The sequence below is a fragment of the Flavobacterium luteolum genome (genome assembly GCF_027111275.1).
GTDB classification, from domain to species: Bacteria; Bacteroidota; Bacteroidia; order Flavobacteriales; family Flavobacteriaceae; genus Flavobacterium; species Flavobacterium luteolum.
Map to the genome: position 1 here is coordinate 125276 of NZ_CP114286.1, position 17325 is coordinate 142600.

Below are 17325 nucleotides of genomic sequence, written 5' to 3' on the forward strand. Positions count from 1 at the left end.
GTCCCACTAAATGCTTTCCGAAAGAAGTTTAATTTCTGTTTTTTGAAATTCATCCGCTTCATAAAAAATGGCATGAGCATTTAGGCATTCTTAATTGAAAATAAAACGGAGAATTCGTTCGAAATTAACCATTTCGATTTTTAATGAATCTCTATTCTTTCTAGAAATGTTCGGTAATGCAAAAAATGATTTTTAACCACCAAAATGAAAGCATTATGATAATTCGAAAAAGTATATTTCTTCTTGCTGGAATTCTAGCGTTGAGCAGCTGTTCTAACAATGACAAAGATGACAACACCAATGTCGGACCAACAGGACCTCCTGTAGAAACTGGAACTGCAAACACTACTTATAAACCAGCATTTTCTGGACAAACACGAGCCGGAAGCATTCAAACGACCACCGAAATTGAATCTAAAGTAATCACCAACGGTTTAAGCGCTCCTTGGGGCGTTGCCTATCTTCCTGACGGACGCCTTTTGGTAACTGAAAAAGCCGGAAAAATTAAAATCGTAACCCAAGCAGGCGTTATCAGTAATGCTTTAACAGGTGTTCCTGCTGTTAATCCTGATAGTCAAGGTGGTTTACTTGGAATTTGCCTTGACCCTGCATTTATCACAAACCGAATGATTTACTGGGCTTTTTCTGAAGTTGTTGCTGGCGGGAATATTACCGCTGTCGCGAAAGGCAGAATTTCAGACGATGAAAAAGCAATAGAAAATGTAACGGTAATCTATCGTTCGAACACACCAAACGCAAGCACACTACATTACGGAGGCCGAGTTTTATTTGATAAAACAGGAAATTTATTTGTAAGCATTGGCGAAAGATCTGTATTAGAAACGCGTCCTTTAGCACAATCTGTTACCAGCAGTTTGGGCAAAGTTGTTCGCATTACAACAAGCGGACAAGCAGCGCCAGGAAATCCTTCTTTTACGCAAACGGGAGCTTTAGCAGAACTTTATAGCATTGGACACAGAAATCCGCAGGGATTGGCAATTCATCCAACTACGGGCGAATTATGGCAAAGCGAGCATGGCCCGAGAGGCGGTGACGAAATTAATAGAATTACAGGCGGAGCAAATTACGGCTGGCCAACAATTACTTACGGAATCGAATATAGTGGTACGAAAATTGGAGAAGGAATTACACAACAAACTGGAATGGAACAGCCTGTCTATTACTGGGATCCTGTAGTGTCACCAAGCGGAATGACTTTCTACGCTGGAAACCGTGTTCCAGAATGGCAAAACAATCTTTTTATTGGTGCTTTAAGCGGTATGCATATTGTGCGTTTGGCTTTTAAAGACAATAAAGTAGCTGGTGAAGAAAGATTATTGGCTGGCGAAGGCCAAAGATTTAGAGATATTACACAAGGAAAAGATGAAGCATTATACGCCGTTACCGATCAAGGAAGACTTTATAGAATAGATAAAAAGTAAACTTGTTCATTATACATGCCAAAAGAAACGCCCCAAATATGGGGCGTTTGTGTTTTATTTTTTTGTTTCAAGTTTCAAGTTTCAAGTTTCAGGTTTCAGGTTTCAGGTTTCAGGTTTCAGGTTTCAGGTTTCAGGTTTCAGGTTAAACGTAACGTAATAAAACCTGAAACTTGAAACCTGAAACAAAAAAATTAAGCTTTTGCTTTTCTTTTTACCGTACAGCCAATTTCTTTAGTTTGTGTAATTGCTGGTTTTTGACCGCTTTTTAATGATGCAATAACCTCTTCTGCATATTTTGTTTTTTGTGGATTATTTCCTTCTGGATCATTATCGATTGCTCCAACATATTCTACAACATTTCCTTTTGCAGTTTTAGAAACGATAAAGATGTGAGGCGTACGTTTTGCTCCATATTCATCAGTAATTTTTTGTCCTGGATCAAATAAATATGGGAAAGAGTATTTTTTGTCTTTTGCTAAATCTTGCATTTTTGCAAAAGTGTCAGCGTTAGAAGCTTCAGGATCGTTTGGATTGATAGCGATTACAGGATATCCTTGTGGTTTGAATTTTTTATCCAAATCGATAATTCTCTGTTCGTATCCAATTGCGTACGGACAAGTATTACACGTAAAAACTACAATATATCCTTTTGCGTCTTTAAAAGTTCCAAAAGAAACGTCTTTATTGTCCACATTTTTCAGTTTGAAATCTGGAGCCGCATCGCCCGCTTTCAATGTTACTGCATTTTGTGCGTGAGATAGAAAAGCAGAAAATGCTAACGCTAGTAATAAGATTATTTTTTTCATAATGGTTTACAGTTTTTTATATTCAGTTAATAATTGTTCATAGGTAAATTCGCTTTCAACAAATTTTCGTTTATCATTTTTAATAAAAAGCGTTGCGGGAATACTTCCAGACCAACTTGGATCTATTCTATCAATAAATTCTTGAGGATTACTTTCGTTTAATAGAAAAACTTCATTCTTTAAATTTTTCCTTTTCACAAACGGAACTACATTCGATTGCAGCTTCGATTTAAAATCTAGACTTACTAATAAAACAGCTAGCTTTTCTGATTTATATTCTGCTCCTAATTTCTCAAAATGTGGCAGTTCTTTTATACAAGGCGCACACCATGTCGCCCAAAAGTTAACGACGTAAGTACTGTCTTTCCCATTTTTGATTCTCTCATTAAGCTGATTAATATTTATCAGTTTCACATTCTGACTATAAGCCGAAACTGAAATAACACCGAATAAAAATAGATAGAAAAAAGGCTTTAACTTCATGAGAAGAATGCTTTAGAATTAATTTGTTTCCTACAAATATAAACTAATGTCAAATTAGTTTTTGTTAATAAAAGTTTAATGGATATTTTGTAGAGGTACTAAGATGCTAAGGCTCTATGATTCTAAGGTTTTTTACTTTTAGCATTCATTCTAGCTCAAATCATTTCTAGTCATGTTTTTTTGACTAATTGACTTGTGATGATATTCGTCTCAACTTTGCTACAAATTCATAAATCCGAGAGTCCCTTTTTTAAAACTACTATGAAAATACTGTCGATACTATTAATCCTGATTTGCAGTATGAGCTGCCAATCGCAAACGAATTCTAAAATGAGTGAAGATAAAACAAATCCGTTATTATGTGATCCTGTATGCGGAATGTGCGAAATGCCTACTGGCGAAAATTCAAGTATCAAAACAACAATTCGAACAGAAAATAAACCGATAAAAATAATTTACTATACCGATCCTATTTGTTCATCTTGCTGGGGAATTGAACCTCAACTTAGAAAACTAAAACTAGAATATGGCGAGTATTTCGACATTGATTACCGAATGGGTGGTTTATTGCCAGATTGGAGCTATAACAGCGGCGGAATAAGCAAACCTTCTGATGTGGCGCATCATTGGGATGAAGCTAGTTTATATTACGAAATGCCAATTGATGGAAATGTCTGGTTAGAAGATCCGTTAGATTCGTCTTATCCGTCATGTATTGCAATGAAAGCGGCACAAATGCAAAGCAAGGAAAAAGCGGTTTATTTTATGCGTATTCTTCGCGAAAAGCTTTATCTCGATAAAAAGAACATTGCAAAATGGGAAAACATAGCAGAAGCTACAATAATCGCAGGTCTAGATGTTCCGAAACTAAAAGCAGATTATGATGATGCAGAAGAACTTTTTCAAGATGACTTAAATTTAGGAAAAACTCTTGGCGTACGAGGTTTTCCAACTTTATTTTTAGTCAATGCAGAAAATAATCAATTAACTGTTTACGGCTCTAAACCTTATACAGCTTATGAAAATGCTTTGTTAGCGTTATTTCCTGAAGCAAAAAAGAAAAAGTTTGAAAATAAAAATTCATTGTCAATTTTTGAAATTTATCCAACATTGGCTCCAAAGGAATATGCTGTTATATTAGATATTTCGGTTAATGAAGCCAAAATTATTTTGGAAGAATTATTTAGCAAAGGGAAATTGAATAAGAAAGCTATAAAAAATGGCTCTTTATATATTAGAAAATAATGGATTTAATTAAAACTATAAATCTTTAAATGCAAAAAAATAAAATCCGTAAAGAAATTGCTTTACGGATTTTTCTATTCTAAAATATCTGATTCTTTATATCTCCCTCAAAATCAAATCGGCCACAACATCTATTGCTTGATCTATAATACTTTCCGGACTTCCTTTAAACTCAAATCGTTTGGCAATCTCTTTTTCAGGCAAAATAATATGTATAAAAATTGTTCCAACAGGTTTTGACTCGCTTTCGCTTCCTCCTGGAGTTGTCAATCCTGTTATCCCCACACAAATGTCTGAATTAATGTATCTATAAAAATTTTGTGCCATTAACTTGGTAACCTCAGCAGATTCGGCACTATATTGTTCAATAGTTCCCCACGGAATATGAAGCAAATCTTCTTTCATTGAAGAATGATAACATACTATTCCTCCTATTAGAATTCGTCCCGAATTAAAAACAGTCGAAAATTCATAACACATTTTTCCCGCAGACGCACTTTCTGCAAAAGCTATCGTTAAGTTCTTTTCTATCAAAGCTTGACAGCATGCGGTTACCTTATCTGATGCCATACGTTTTAGATTTAATTATAAATTAATTTCAATCTCAAATGTAGATTGTTCCGATTTAGTAAACTTACATAATTTCTTACAATATTTACATTATAAGTAACTGTTAATTATGCAACTATAATATATTTTCTTATAAGACATTGCTCGAATGTCCTTGCTAAATTTGTAAAATACATGCTTTCAAAAAAATGAAACTTATGAATACTAGCCTTCAATAAAATAAAAGCCATTAATTAAGTTGAATTAATAGAAATGTAGAATAATGATACAATTGCAGAGAAAAACAATGCATTAAAAAACATAATGCATTGTTTCTGCAAAGCACAGAAAAACGTTATCCCCAACAGAAAAGTAATGAATCTAAAAATAGTATTATGGAAAAGCAGCACAACCATGAATATGGTCAGTTTGATCCTGATTATATTGAACAAAATACTCTTGTTGATGGAACCTATTCTAACGAAGAGGAGTTTAAACAAGTTTTAAATAAACATGATAATCATGAATTTGGAGAAAGCGATCCAGATTATTATGAACAAAATACCGTGATTGATAATGACAATTATGCACGTGATGAAAATCCATATCAATATCAAGAAGAATTTATTCAAGATCCCTCGTATTCAAAAGGAGATTTTGAACCTCATGAAACTATTCGAGCAGAAAATATTCCAAATCAGGAAAGAATCATTAATGAAGATGATGCCATTACAAACGATGGCACAAAAGACGATTTAAACGATGAGTATCATCCTGATTTAGATTACGAAAACGACCTAGAAAAAGAGGAAGATTTGGATAAGGATGAAGAATTAGACGATTTTGACGCAGAACATTATCCAGAAAATCACCCGAGAGAATAGCAAAAATTATCGTAAATTGTAAAGCATTAGTTTATGGCTATAGCAGTTCAAATTGTCTGGCTTTTTGTATTAGCAATTCCGATTGCTTGTGTCAGCTGGACTGTCACACACGAAGAAATTTTTAGAGAACCGCATGAATGGTGTGTCAGACATTCAAAAAATGACAGATACATTCTGTCAAGAAAGTTCTTTTATCTCTTCACTTGTGAATATTGCTTTAGTCACTATGTCACTATCGTGTTTCTGGTTATCTGCGATTATAAACTTTTGTTAAATGACTGGAGAGGATATTTTTTGGCAGGGTTTTCTCTGGTTTTTATGGCAAATGTTTATATGAGTCTTTTTGCTCTATTACGCCAAGCTATAAAAAAGGAAAAGGTTGAAATTGAGAAAATTGAAAGTGAAACTGACACTGAAAACAGTAAAAATTAAAAAATAACAAATAAGTATAATTAAAATTAATTGGCATTATGGAGAATTTGAATTTTATAGACCCATTATTACACGGAATTAAACCTGAAAGCAAACCGTTAAATCTGTCAGTAAAACAAATGGTATGTGCTGGCGTTGGTGCTCTTTTGGCATCGGCTGTTTTAAAAAAAACGGGGCATAAAAAAGCAAGTGCTGTTGTAGGAAGTCTTGCATTACCAATTTTAGCATCGGCTTGTTATAAAAAATACAGTCAAGTATCTAAAGAGAAAATTGATGCTCAATCAAGCAGCGGTATCGAATACAATCATTAAACGTTTAAATAAACTATCATAAAAAAGAGCGCTTATTACATATAAGCGCTCTTTTTTATTTTTAAGAAGATTGGATTTAAGAAATATTCCCTTCAACCCAATTTAATGCTTTATTAAAATCAACCTTTTTATAACCACGAAACTCACCTGGAACAATATAGCTAAATCCGTTTGTGAAAGAAATGATTTCGTCTGTATCGGTAACAATAGCTGCCCTATTCCATTTTCCAAGATTTTTCAAACCAAGAAGAGCATCTTGAAGCCATGCTCCCGTTGTAAAATTTTCAATATCGGTGTCTAAAACCAGTAAAAAATTAATTTCATTTGTTTGTTTTACCAAATGCTCAACGGCTGGAGCCACTGCTGTTACAAAATCATCTTTTGTCACTTCTGCCAATGCTCTAAAGGCAACAATATTATCTGTAGTGTCGATTTGATGTATCATGATTTTTATTCTTTTTGAGTTATTTAATACTATTCATTTTCAAACATTTTAAGAATGTTCAATACACACTCAAATATACTCAATATCAATCAGATACCACTTACATTTAACTATTCGTTTATTATATTTTTTCTAGGTACTAAGGTTCTGAGATGCTAAGGTTCTAAGGTCTGATAGCGAATCTAGATACTTTGCGTTAGATGCACTGCGGTGCATCTCTACAATTCTGTGAAGACTATAAACCTAGATTATCGTATAATTTAATTACTAAAGATTTTTCGTAGAGACGCACTGCAGTGCGTCTAACGATTTGTGAAATCATACAGAAAATCAAATCGGAAATGCTTTGCGTTAGATGCACAGCAGTGCATCTCGACAATTCTAAACGGAATATCATGATGTAAAAAAAACTTTTGAACCTTACCAACCATAAATCTTAGAACCTCAGAACCTCAGTATCTTAGCACCTAAAAAAAAAGCCTGCTTTTTTTGAAACAGGCTTTTTGAAAAAAAATAAAAAATAAACTAACACACAAACTTAATTGTATCCTTGATTTTGTTTGAATTCTTTAGTCACATCGATTGTAGACTGCGGAATTGGAAAAACTCTTCTGTATGGTTCTGAAGCTGGTTTTGCGGTTCCTGGAAGATCAAATTTCCCGAAACGAATCATTTGTGGTCTTCTGTATAATTCCCAGTATAATTCGAAACCAATTTCATTATATAAAACCGTCTGATCGATTGCTGTCAAAGCTTTACCAGGTGTACTTCCGTATAAAGATTCTCTTTTTCTGCTTGTACGCAATTTGTTTAAATCTTCCATCGCTTGAGCTGTATTTCCTTTTCTGAAATAAGCCTCAGCTCTCATTGTATAAATTCCTCCCAAACGGAATAAAGGAATATCAACATTACTATTTCCGTTTCCTCCTTCTGGATCAAATTCATATTTAAAAATACGTGCTCCTTGATTAATCTCGTTCTGAGCAAAAACTGCTTGAGCTGGATTTTTAAACGTTAAAGAAGGAGTAAAATCCATTCTTGTTGTTGTGCTTTTTTCCATGTATAATGGCGAAACTTTAATACGTCCGTTAACCATTTCTAAAGAACCAGATGACAATAAGATTGGTCCGTATTGAGGGCCAAATTCAATTCCTCTATTAAAATGGAACCAAGGTAAATTAGCACTTTTCGGAACAATATCTGTTGCTGGAACACTTACATCTGTACCATCATTTTTAAACCAAGTTCCGTCAGCATATTGGTATTTCTGCTGAAATCTCGGATCATCATGATTTCCATCCCATGTTGCAAAAAATTCAGGAGTCGTACACGCCGCATTTGTTCCTCTATTGGCTGCAGAAGTTCTTTGGTTACGCTCCATACACACATAAGCAAAACTGTTAGATCCGTTTCTGATGTAATCTATCTTTTGAGAAATAGCAAAAATCAACTCTTTTCCTTTTTCATTATCTCTTGCGAAATTTTTGAAATAATCGCTTTCCAACGAATACTTTCCAGAATCAATTAATAATGAAGTATAATAAATTACACGATCCATATCATTTCCTGTACCAGTTGCCGCAGCTTCAGTAAAATTAAAGTTCGAAGATGCATTAAAACGATCTTTGAAAACTGCACGATTCAAATACATTGTTGCTAAGAATCCGTATGCCGCTTCTTTTGTAAATCTTCCGTGGTGCGTTTGCTGTGTTCCCATTTCTGCTAAATCTGGCAGTAAGGCTTCAACATCTTTTATTAATTGATCGATTTGAGTATCAGCTTTTAAAATCTGTAAAGGTGCATTCGGGTTCATCGGATCTCTATAAGGCGCTTGTCCGTATAAATCTAATGTTGTGTATAAATAATATGCTAAAAGTCCCTTTGCTTCCGCTAAAAACAATTTCTTTTCTGGAATTGAACTTTCTTCAACTGATTGAATTGCAGTTAACGAACGTGTAATTCCGTTTGTCAATTTATTCCAGTTATCAACCACAACAGCATTATCAGATTTCCATGTAAACTCGTGCATGTCTCTCCATTTTCCACCATCTCCCCAGTCACTTCCACGAGTTGGTAGGATTGCTTCGTCTGTCGTGTATTCCTGTAGCGAAAAAATACCACCGTGATCTACAAAAGTTCCGTCTCCCAAACGGTCGTAAGCTGCCGCTAAAGCTCCAGCAGGGTTTGAAGCATTTTCTCCTAAAACCTCATCCAGAACAACTTCATCTAGGTTAGTACAGCTTGCAAAAAGCCATATAAAAGAAAATATCGCTAATGTTTTTATATTAAAAATTGTATTTGTCTTCATAATAATTATAGTTTTAAAGTTGCTCCAAAACTGAATGTTCTAGAAGTTGGATAACTTGCATAATCGATACCGATAGATTGATTTCCTCCGTTAGATTTCGGACTATTGATTAACGGATCATAACCTGTATAATTTGTAATCGTAATTAAGTTCTGACCTGTTACATAAAGTGTTAATCCGTTGATCCAGTTTAATCCTTTTAAGTCAAAATTGTAACCAATACGAGCTGTATTTAATCGGATGAAATCTGATTTTTCTAAGAAAAGAGTTGACAAGATTGGGGAGTTTGTAGGATTTGCTCCGGACTCGTAATATCCAGTTGCCACGTTACGATCTGATGCCAAATTGTTTATGTTTAATGCATTCAAACCTGTATTATTCAATAAATAACCACCTGTTTGCCCAATGATAGAGAACGAGAATGTAAAGTTTTTGTATCTCATATCACTATTAAATCCGTAATAGAAAGTTGGAAGCGCACCTTCAATAATAATTCTATCACTATTATCAATTACACCATCTCCGTTCTGATCTTTAAAGATGTTTGCTCCATTGGCATCAAAACCAATATGCTGCAATAAATAGAATGACCCAGCTGCATATCCACTTTTATAGATATTTGCATTTACTCCAGATTGTCCAGGCCCTGAAATTGTTCCTGTTAAGATTTCTGAAACCGGTAGATCCTCAATTTTGTTATGTAAGGTTGCCCCATTCATATCAATATTCCAAGAAAAATCTTTAGTATCCACTATCTTAGAACCTAACATAAACTCGATACCTTTATTGATGATTTTACCGTCAATATTGGTCCAGATTGTAGTTGTTGGACTCAAAGCTTGAGAAGGAACATTCAAAATAGCGTCTGTAGTTGTTTTATTGAAATAATCTAATGTTCCGTACAATTTGTCGTTCCATAAATTGAAATCTAAACCTACGTTAAATTGCGTCACAACTTCCCATTTCAAATCAGGATTTGGCGTTCTATTTACAGAAACTCCGTTAACTAGATTTAAATCATCGTATAAATAATATCCATCAGCGCCAGACAATGAATAACTTGCCTGAGTAATTTTATTTTCAACTTCCTGGTTTCCTGTTTGTCCCCAGCTCGCTCTTAGTTTTAAATTGTTTAATGTCGAAGAGTCTTTTAAGAAACTTTCGTTAGCAATATTCCATCCTAAAGCAAATGATGGGAAATAACCGTATTTGTTGTTTTTACCAAAACGAGTCGATCCGTCACCTCTCATAGAAGCAGTTAAAAGATATCTGTTATCAAAACCATAATTCAATCTTCCAAAATAAGACTGCAGCTCATTTTCCTGAGCGTAACCAGTTGTTCCAGATTGTGTACCTTTAAAACCAGGATTTATTGAAGGCGGAATACCTTCTCCTTGATTCGAAATTCCATCAATGCTAAAAGCCGTTCCCGATCTTTCAAATTTTTGGTATGAAAAACCTCCTAAAGCTTCAATTTTATGCTTATCTAAATTTAAATTATAAGTTAGGTAATGCTCTACCAAAGAGTTTTTAGAATCTAAATTGTTCTGAACGTATTTCCCTTTCGGGTTCAAATCTGTTAAGTTTGGAAAAATAGTCGTATTTCTCTCCGACATCGAACGATCAATACCAAGGTTTAATTTATACTCTAATCCGTTAATGATTCTTAAAGAAGTTTCAAAGTTTCCTAAAACTCTCAAAGTACGAGTCTGATCGGTATAAATACTTAATAGATACGCTGGATTGTAATGCGCATTCATATTAAAATTGGTATAATTCCCATTTGCATCAAAAACCGATCTCGTTGGATTTGCCATTAACGTGTGCACGAGCAATTGTCCGTTAGAACCTCCGTCATCACTTGTAGGAACACCATCATCTTTGGTTTCACTAGCCGTAAGATTAAATTTTAATTTTAAACGCTTATTGTCTAGAAATGACTCAGCAGCATTAATTCTTCCTGTTAAACGCTTAAAATTGCTATTTCTAATAATACCTTCTTGATCCAATTGAGACACAGAAGCATAATAATTTCCTGATTCTGTTTGTTTAGAAAATGCTAGCGAATTGCTTTTTGTAATAGCTTCTCTAAAAATTACATCTTGCCAATCTGTATTACCGCCGTGATCAAAAGCTTTATCTTTAATTGCATTTCTATATTGATCTGCACTCAAAACATCTAATTTGTTTGCTACTGTAGAAATCCCTAAAGACGAATCAAAAGTTAGAGTTCCGTCTCCTTTTGCTCCTTTTTTAGTCGTTACCAAAACAACTCCATTAGATCCTCTAGCACCGTAAATAGCAGATGCAGATGCATCTTTCAAAACTGTAATAGATTCAATATCATTATTATTCAAAAAGTTCAAGGGATTTTTAGCTTGAGAACTTCCAAAACCAACATTCGTTCCCGATGGACTCACATCGTCATTAGACAACGGAATTCCGTCAACAACAAACAAAGGTGTGCTTCCGCTTCTAATAGATCCAACACCTCTAATGGTTACGTTTACTCCTGCTCCAGGCTCACCGCTTGTACTAACCACACGAACACCAGCAACTTTTCCTTGAATTAAATTATCTGGCGAAATGCTTACTCCTTGTTTAAAGTTTGCCGCTTCCAATTGCGTAACTGCTCCCGTAACATCTTTTTTAGATTGTTTTCCGTAACCAACAACCAAAACTTCATTTAATTCTGCAGTAGCTGGCTCTAATTGGATTGTCATAAAACCACTCTGTGCAGCAACCGTTTTAGATTTATATCCTACATACGAAACATCGATTGTTTTTCCTTCTCCAACAGTAATTTCAAAAACACCATCAAAATCAGTTACTGTTGAGTTTGAAGTGCTTGTTTCTATTACAGATGCTCCAGGAATTGGCAATTTGTTTTCGTCTACCACTTTACCTTTTACTTTAATTCTCTCAACTGCTTTTGTATTTACTGCTTTTGGTTCAGCTGTTTTCTGAATTAAAATTAATTTCCCATTAATGTTATAATTGAAATTGGCTTTTTTAGAAAGATCATTCAAAATCGCCGTAATAGACTCACCGTTATAATTTACTGTATAAGCTGTATTATCAGCAATTATAGCTTGTCCGTAACTGAATTTGTAATCAGTCTGTTGTGTTAATTTTGAAAAAATAGAAACAAGAGTAGCTTTTTCTATTTTATTTGCTACTTTTGACTCTTTTAACAAATTAGTTTTACTATAGCCGCTCTGAAAGGCAAGTAAAGCCAGAACTAAAAAGACAAAACTCTTTAGATTTAAATAAGAAGGTTTAAAATACATGATTTAAGTAATTGTTTTTACGATGCTTAATTATTAATGGCAGTTGTTCCCGCAACTGCTTTTTTTGTTTTTAATCCACTTTTACTATTTCGCCATAAACTTTGAATTTTAGGTTTGTGATATAATTTATTTGTTCCAAAACATTTTCTAATGTCGCGTCCTTCTTAATGAATACCGTTAACGGCGTTGCTAATACGTGCTCATTATTATACTTAAATGAAACTCCGTATTTATATTGTAAAATGGTAATAACCTGTTTTAATGTAGTTTGATCTAGCGTAACATCTTCATTGTACCAATTCACCAAAAATGCTTTATCGGCCATTTGTTTGGTTAACTTTTGACCTTCAAATAAAGCTTCTTGATTAGGTACCAAATCAACGCTCTGGCCTTTTCCAGAAACATTTACTTTTCCGGTTACCACGATTACCTTACAGTTTAATTTTGATAATTGAATGTGAAATGAAGTTCCTACAACTCTGGTTTGTATTTCGCCAGAATGAATAATAAAAGGATGCTGTTTGTCTTTGGCAACTTCAAAAAACGCATTTCCTTTTACTAAAGAAACCGTTCTTTGATCGCCTTCAAATTTTTCAGGGTATTGAAATAATGAGTTAGCTGCCAGATAAATTTTCGAACCGTCACTTAATTGGATAGATTTGGGAATCGATGACGTTTTAAATGTGATTTGTTTTTGGTCTAAAACATTTGGTTTAAAGAAAAATCCTAAACCAAGCAGAAAAAGAATGCTGGCAGCAGCTATATATTTTAAATAAGGACGGAAAGATCTCTTTCTTCCAATTCTTAACTGAATTTCGTCGTACATATTTTGAGATTCGATTTCTGGATTTCCCATAAGATCATTATCCCATTCTGATTTTTGATATTCGCTGAAAGCAAAATCATGTAACAAATTTTCTTCTGCCGATGAAGTTTTTCCTCGCGAACTTTTATCCAACAGATACTCTAAACTATGTTTGATTCTTTTTATCATAAATACTTATTGTTATGAATAAGTACCAGAATCACGAAATCGTACTATCGCCGAATATTATGAAAACATCAAGCGAAAGTTATTTTAAATTTTTTGATTGAAAATAATGAATGGAGCTAGCCAAGCCAAGTCTTTTAAACCTTCGCGAAGTTGTTTCACCGCCGATGAAATCTGATTTTTTACGGTTTGTTTCGAAATTCCAAGTTCTTCTGCAATCTGATCGATTGTCATATCTTGAAATTTATACATGAGTAAAACCTCTTTTCTTTTTTCTGGAAGTTTGTCTAATGCTGCATAAAGCAGATCCATCACTTCTGGATCAATAGTCGAAAAATTATCTATGATGTAGTCTTCGAATTTTTCTTCTAAAATCGTCTTGTCAAAACGATTGTTCTGATAATGTTTGAAAACCTGATTCTTAACTGCTCGAAACAAAAAAGGTTCAATTGCGTTAATATTCAGTTCTTCTTTTCTTTCCCATAAATCCACAAAAACATCCTGAACAATGTTCTGTGCCAAGTCTTTATCCTGAGTCATCGTATAAGAAAACGCATTAAGCTTTTTCCAATATTGATTATACGTTTGTTCAAAAATTTCAGGATTATTCATATTGTAATTACAGGCTTTTTAATATCGTAAAATAATAAAATGAAAACCCAATGCTTTTTGCGTCAAGGTTATCTTTAAATTAATAAATAAACACGTTTGTTGTATTAATACTACTTTTTCAAGACAGAAATAGAAATGTCTTTGCGATTTCTTTTTTTTAATCTAACATAGAAACCAATAGCAGATTTTAACTTAGTCCCTTTCAAAAAATGCAATTTTCTTTTGATGCGTCCCCAGTCAAACAGTATCAATTACATTTTAGAATCATGAAACCATTTTTGTTCACATTATTATTTGCCAGCGCTGTAAATTTTGGCGTTCAAGCACAAAACGACAATCTGAAAATAAACCAGCTTCAGGTTATCGGATCGCATAACAGCTATCGCCACGCGATCGAAACAGACTTATACAATACCATTCAGGCACGAGATACTTCTCGATCGCTTAAAGGTTTGCAATACACTCATATTAGTATTACAGATCAATTAAACAAAGGGCTACGCAATCTGGAAATCGATATTTTTGCTGACGCGAAAGGCGGAAAATATGCCCACCCTAAAGGTTTAGATATTGCAAAATCTGAAGAAGCTTACGATCCTGATGGATTAATGAAAAAACCAGGTTTTAAGGTTTTCCATATGCCCGATATCGATTTTAGAACTTCTTGCTATACTTTCGAAATCTGTCTGAAGGAACTAAAAAAATGGTCAGATGCCAATCCAAATCACGTTCCGGTTTTTATCACTTTAGAACCAAAAGACGGCGATGCCAATTTCTTCGGAACAAAACCAGAAGATTTCGCCGCAGCCGTTTTTGACGAAATGGACAAAGTAATCCGCAAAGAATTAGGAAAAGACAAACTGATTACGCCTGATATGGTACGAGGAAAATACAAAACACTCGAAGAAGCCGTTTTGCATGACAACTGGCCAACATTAAAAGAAGCAAAAGGACGATTTTTATTCTTATTAGATAATAACGGCGCAAAAAGAGATTTGTACGCATTGAATCATCCGTCCCTTAGGGGACGCGCCGTTTTTATTAACGCCGAACCTGGAAAACCAGAAGCTGCAGCTTTATTTAGAAACAATTCTGAAGATCCACAAATTGAAGATTTAGTAAAAAAAGGATATTTAATAAGAACCCGCGCAGATTCTGATACCAAAGAAGCACGTGCAAACGATTATTCGCATTTTGAAGCCGCTAAAAAATCGGGCGCGCAAATCATCACCACCGATTATTATCTGCCAAGTACGTTCTTTAATTCACCATATCAGATTAAATATGATGATGGAAGTTATGTTAGAAATAATCCTGTGACTGGAAAATAGTTTTTTTGTTTCAGGTTTCAAGTTTCAAGTTATTGCTGGAACTTGAAACTTGAAACAATAATAATTTTAACCGCAAAGTTCGCTAAGATTTTTTATTTAAGATTGCGTTTACAAACGCAAAGTTCGCAAAGCTTTGTGTTCTTTGATTTGTATAAATCATGCTCAAAAATCTTAGCGAACTTTGCGTAACTCTTGGCGCTCTTTGCGGTAAAAAAAACAAAACCTATGAATTCAAAGTTTATAATAGTATACATAATCTCGCTCCTAGTTTTTTTCAACAATAATGCATCAGCACAAAAAGTAAAAAACCTCAACGGAACGCAAATCGCATTTTTATCAGACGTGCATCTACAGGATTTATTCGGAAGATTTTCAGATTCAGATTACAAAGGCGTTCTAAATCCGAAAACGGGACAATATGTTTTAGTACGAACTATGTCTTCTCAGCTTCATTCTACACGTATTTTCAATGAAAACTACTTTGCCTTTATAGCCGCTTTAGAAGATATCGCAAAGCGAAAAATCAAATACGTTGCACTTCCCGGAGATTATACAGATGACGGCCAACCAATTCATGTTCGCGGATTAGCCACAATATTAGACCAATACACAAAAAAGTACGGAATAGAATTCTTCATTACCACAGGAAATCATGATCCAGTTGGGCCGTTTGCGCAAGAATCTGGGAAAGAAGATTTTTTAGGGAAAGAAGGCAAAAATCAACCCATTTATAGCAAAGACGGCCTTTATAAGCCAAATCTAAACATCGAACAGCCTGTAGTTGTTACCGCCGACATTGCTAAAATGGGTTATTTAGGAATTACAGATCAGCTTCAGAATTTTGGTTTTTATCCCAATAAAAAATACAAATTCTGGGCAACACCATTTTCTAATTATTCCAGCGAAAATTATACATTCGAAAAAGCTTTAGAAAGTGCCAAATTGGAAAATCGCGTATACGAAGTAGTGCCAGGTTATGAAGTTCCAGATGTTAGTTATGTTGTAGAGCCTATTAACGGACTTTGGCTAATGGCTATTGATGGAAATGTTTATATACCGAAGAAAAATGCTTCCGCAGAAAAAGATTCTAAAAATTACGGCGAAGCTAGCACGGGTTATAACAATGTGCTTACGAATAAAAAACATCTTATAAAATGGGTTGAAACTATTTCGGCGGAAGCCAAAAAACAAGGAAAAACATTAATTGCTTTCAGTCATTTTCCAATGATTGATTTTAATGATGATGCTTCGGCAGAAATCAAAGAATTGCTTGGTCCAAACAAATGGCAATTAAACCGAGTTCCTGTCGAAGAAGTCGCACAAGTATTTTCTGATGCAGGGCTCAAAATTCATTTTGGCGGACATATGCATATCAACGATACGGGAGTTAGAACTTCTGCAAAAGGAAATACTTTGGTTAATATTCAGACACCATCGCTTGCGGCTTATATTCCCGCTTACAAATTATTGACTTTCAAAAAAGATAATCTTGTAGATATTCAAACCATTACTGTTGACGATGTTCCAAGATACAACGAACTCTTTGATTTGTATCAAATCGAATATCAGTTTTTGGAAAGTCAGAACGCACAAGACATTTGGAATATTGACATTTTAAAAACAAAAAACTATCATGATTTTACCGATTTTCATTTAAAAGAATTAGTTCGCCTTCGATTTCTAAAAGACGATTGGCCTTCTGCTTTCAAAGATTTTATATTGAATGTTTCTGCGAAAGATTTACTGGTTTTAGCCAATATGCAATCTGATAAAGATTTTGATTTTATTCTAAAAAATAAAGAACAGTTTCAAGAACAATGGAAAGAAGCTGAAGCGAAATCAGAAAAAATTCTGGCTCAGAATAATCTCAAAAAAGAAAACTTCAATTGGATGGGTTATGATCTCTTAGTAGATTTTTATCGTTTCAGAAGTGCCGATGAATTGGCTCTTGCCGATGTTGGAATTCAGAGAGCGAAAGAATACAAAGTTTTGTCTAATTTATTTTTAGAAGGTTCTAAAGCTGATCTTTCAAAAGATAATCCGTTGCAAAAACAGATGAAATTATTCCTGATCATCTTCAATAAATTCGTGCACGAAGTTCCTGCAGACCATTTCACAGTTGATTTGAAAAATGGTGAGATTAAAAGCTTGAAGTAATTCTTTTTTTAACCGCAAAGCACGCAAAGTTTTTTATCT

General features: G+C 34.2%; 15 protein-coding genes. 7 read left to right on the forward strand and 8 right to left on the reverse strand.

The window, feature by feature from the left end; genetic code table 11:
• The first annotated feature begins 215 nt into the window (after positions 1-215).
• On the forward strand, positions 216-1442 hold the full coding sequence (locus tag OZP10_RS00390) for a PQQ-dependent sugar dehydrogenase (protein ID WP_281632993.1): 1227 nt from the start codon (positions 216-218) through the stop codon (positions 1440-1442).
• A 191-nt stretch (positions 1443-1633) separates the two neighbouring features.
• On the opposite strand, the gene OZP10_RS00395 is transcribed toward OZP10_RS00390, so the two are convergent.
• Both OZP10_RS00395 and OZP10_RS00400 read right to left on the reverse strand, forming a co-directional pair.
• The gene (locus tag OZP10_RS00395; RefSeq protein WP_281632994.1) at positions 1634-2248 is read right to left on the reverse strand and encodes a thioredoxin family protein; all 615 of its coding nucleotides are present in this window, start codon (positions 2246-2248) and stop codon (positions 1634-1636) included.
• Between the two features lie 6 nt (positions 2249-2254).
• Complete coding sequence (locus OZP10_RS00400; RefSeq protein WP_281632995.1) at positions 2255-2731, reverse strand: TlpA family protein disulfide reductase; 477 nt, start codon at positions 2729-2731, stop codon at positions 2255-2257.
• Between the two features lie 330 nt (positions 2732-3061).
• On the opposite strand from OZP10_RS00400, the gene OZP10_RS00405 reads away from it, so the two are divergent.
• Positions 3062-3976, forward strand: coding sequence for a DsbA family protein (locus OZP10_RS00405; protein ID WP_281632996.1), 915 nt, complete (start codon positions 3062-3064; stop codon positions 3974-3976).
• Positions 3977-4072: 96 nt separating this feature from the next.
• Here OZP10_RS00405 and OZP10_RS00410 read toward each other — a convergent pair whose 3' ends face one another.
• On the reverse strand, positions 4073-4546 hold the full coding sequence (locus tag OZP10_RS00410) for a CinA family protein (protein ID WP_281632997.1): 474 nt from the start codon (positions 4544-4546) through the stop codon (positions 4073-4075).
• A 374-nt stretch (positions 4547-4920) separates the two neighbouring features.
• Here OZP10_RS00410 and OZP10_RS00415 point away from each other — a divergent pair, with 374 nt between their 5' ends.
• The 3 genes from OZP10_RS00415 to OZP10_RS00425 are packed head-to-tail and all read left to right on the forward strand — an operon-like array spanning position 4921 to position 6152.
• Entirely contained in the window at positions 4921-5409 is a 489-nt protein-coding gene (locus tag OZP10_RS00415) for a hypothetical protein (RefSeq protein ID WP_281632998.1), read from the forward strand.
• 33 nt (positions 5410-5442) lie between these two features.
• A complete protein-coding gene (locus tag OZP10_RS00420; protein ID WP_281632999.1) occupies positions 5443-5841 on the forward strand; it encodes a hypothetical protein in 399 nt (132 codons plus the stop codon).
• Positions 5842-5879: 38 nt separating this feature from the next.
• Positions 5880-6152 (forward strand): PrgI family protein, encoded by a 273-nt coding sequence (locus OZP10_RS00425; RefSeq protein WP_281633000.1) that lies wholly within the window; start codon positions 5880-5882, stop codon positions 6150-6152.
• 76 nt (positions 6153-6228) lie between these two features.
• Here the strand turns inward: OZP10_RS00425 and OZP10_RS00430 are convergent, their stop codons facing one another.
• The 5 genes from OZP10_RS00430 to OZP10_RS00450 all read right to left on the reverse strand — a co-directional run bounded on the left by OZP10_RS00430 (position 6229) and on the right by OZP10_RS00450 (position 13798).
• Positions 6229-6597: a SpoIIAA family protein gene (locus OZP10_RS00430; protein ID WP_281633001.1), complete on the reverse strand. Its 369-nt coding sequence runs from the start codon at positions 6595-6597 to the stop codon at positions 6229-6231.
• Positions 6598-7135: 538 nt separating this feature from the next.
• Positions 7136-8905: a RagB/SusD family nutrient uptake outer membrane protein gene (locus OZP10_RS00435; RefSeq protein WP_281633002.1), complete on the reverse strand. Its 1770-nt coding sequence runs from the start codon at positions 8903-8905 to the stop codon at positions 7136-7138.
• Positions 8906-8910: 5 nt separating this feature from the next.
• Positions 8911-12195 (reverse strand): SusC/RagA family TonB-linked outer membrane protein, encoded by a 3285-nt coding sequence (locus tag OZP10_RS00440; RefSeq protein WP_281633003.1) that lies wholly within the window; start codon positions 12193-12195, stop codon positions 8911-8913.
• A 70-nt stretch (positions 12196-12265) separates the two neighbouring features.
• A complete protein-coding gene (locus OZP10_RS00445) occupies positions 12266-13189 on the reverse strand; it encodes a FecR family protein (RefSeq protein WP_281633004.1) in 924 nt (307 codons plus the stop codon).
• Positions 13190-13273: 84 nt separating this feature from the next.
• The gene (locus OZP10_RS00450) at positions 13274-13798 is read right to left on the reverse strand and encodes an RNA polymerase sigma-70 factor (protein ID WP_281633005.1); all 525 of its coding nucleotides are present in this window, start codon (positions 13796-13798) and stop codon (positions 13274-13276) included.
• A 266-nt stretch (positions 13799-14064) separates the two neighbouring features.
• Between OZP10_RS00450 and OZP10_RS00455 the strand changes: the two genes are divergently transcribed.
• Together OZP10_RS00455 and OZP10_RS00460 are read left to right on the forward strand one after the other, a co-directional pair.
• Positions 14065-15129: a phosphatidylinositol-specific phospholipase C1-like protein gene (locus OZP10_RS00455; RefSeq protein ID WP_281633006.1), complete on the forward strand. Its 1065-nt coding sequence runs from the start codon at positions 14065-14067 to the stop codon at positions 15127-15129.
• A 225-nt stretch (positions 15130-15354) separates the two neighbouring features.
• A complete protein-coding gene (locus OZP10_RS00460) occupies positions 15355-17286 on the forward strand; it encodes a metallophosphoesterase family protein (RefSeq protein WP_281633007.1) in 1932 nt (643 codons plus the stop codon).
• The last annotated feature ends 39 nt before the right edge of the window (positions 17287-17325 follow it).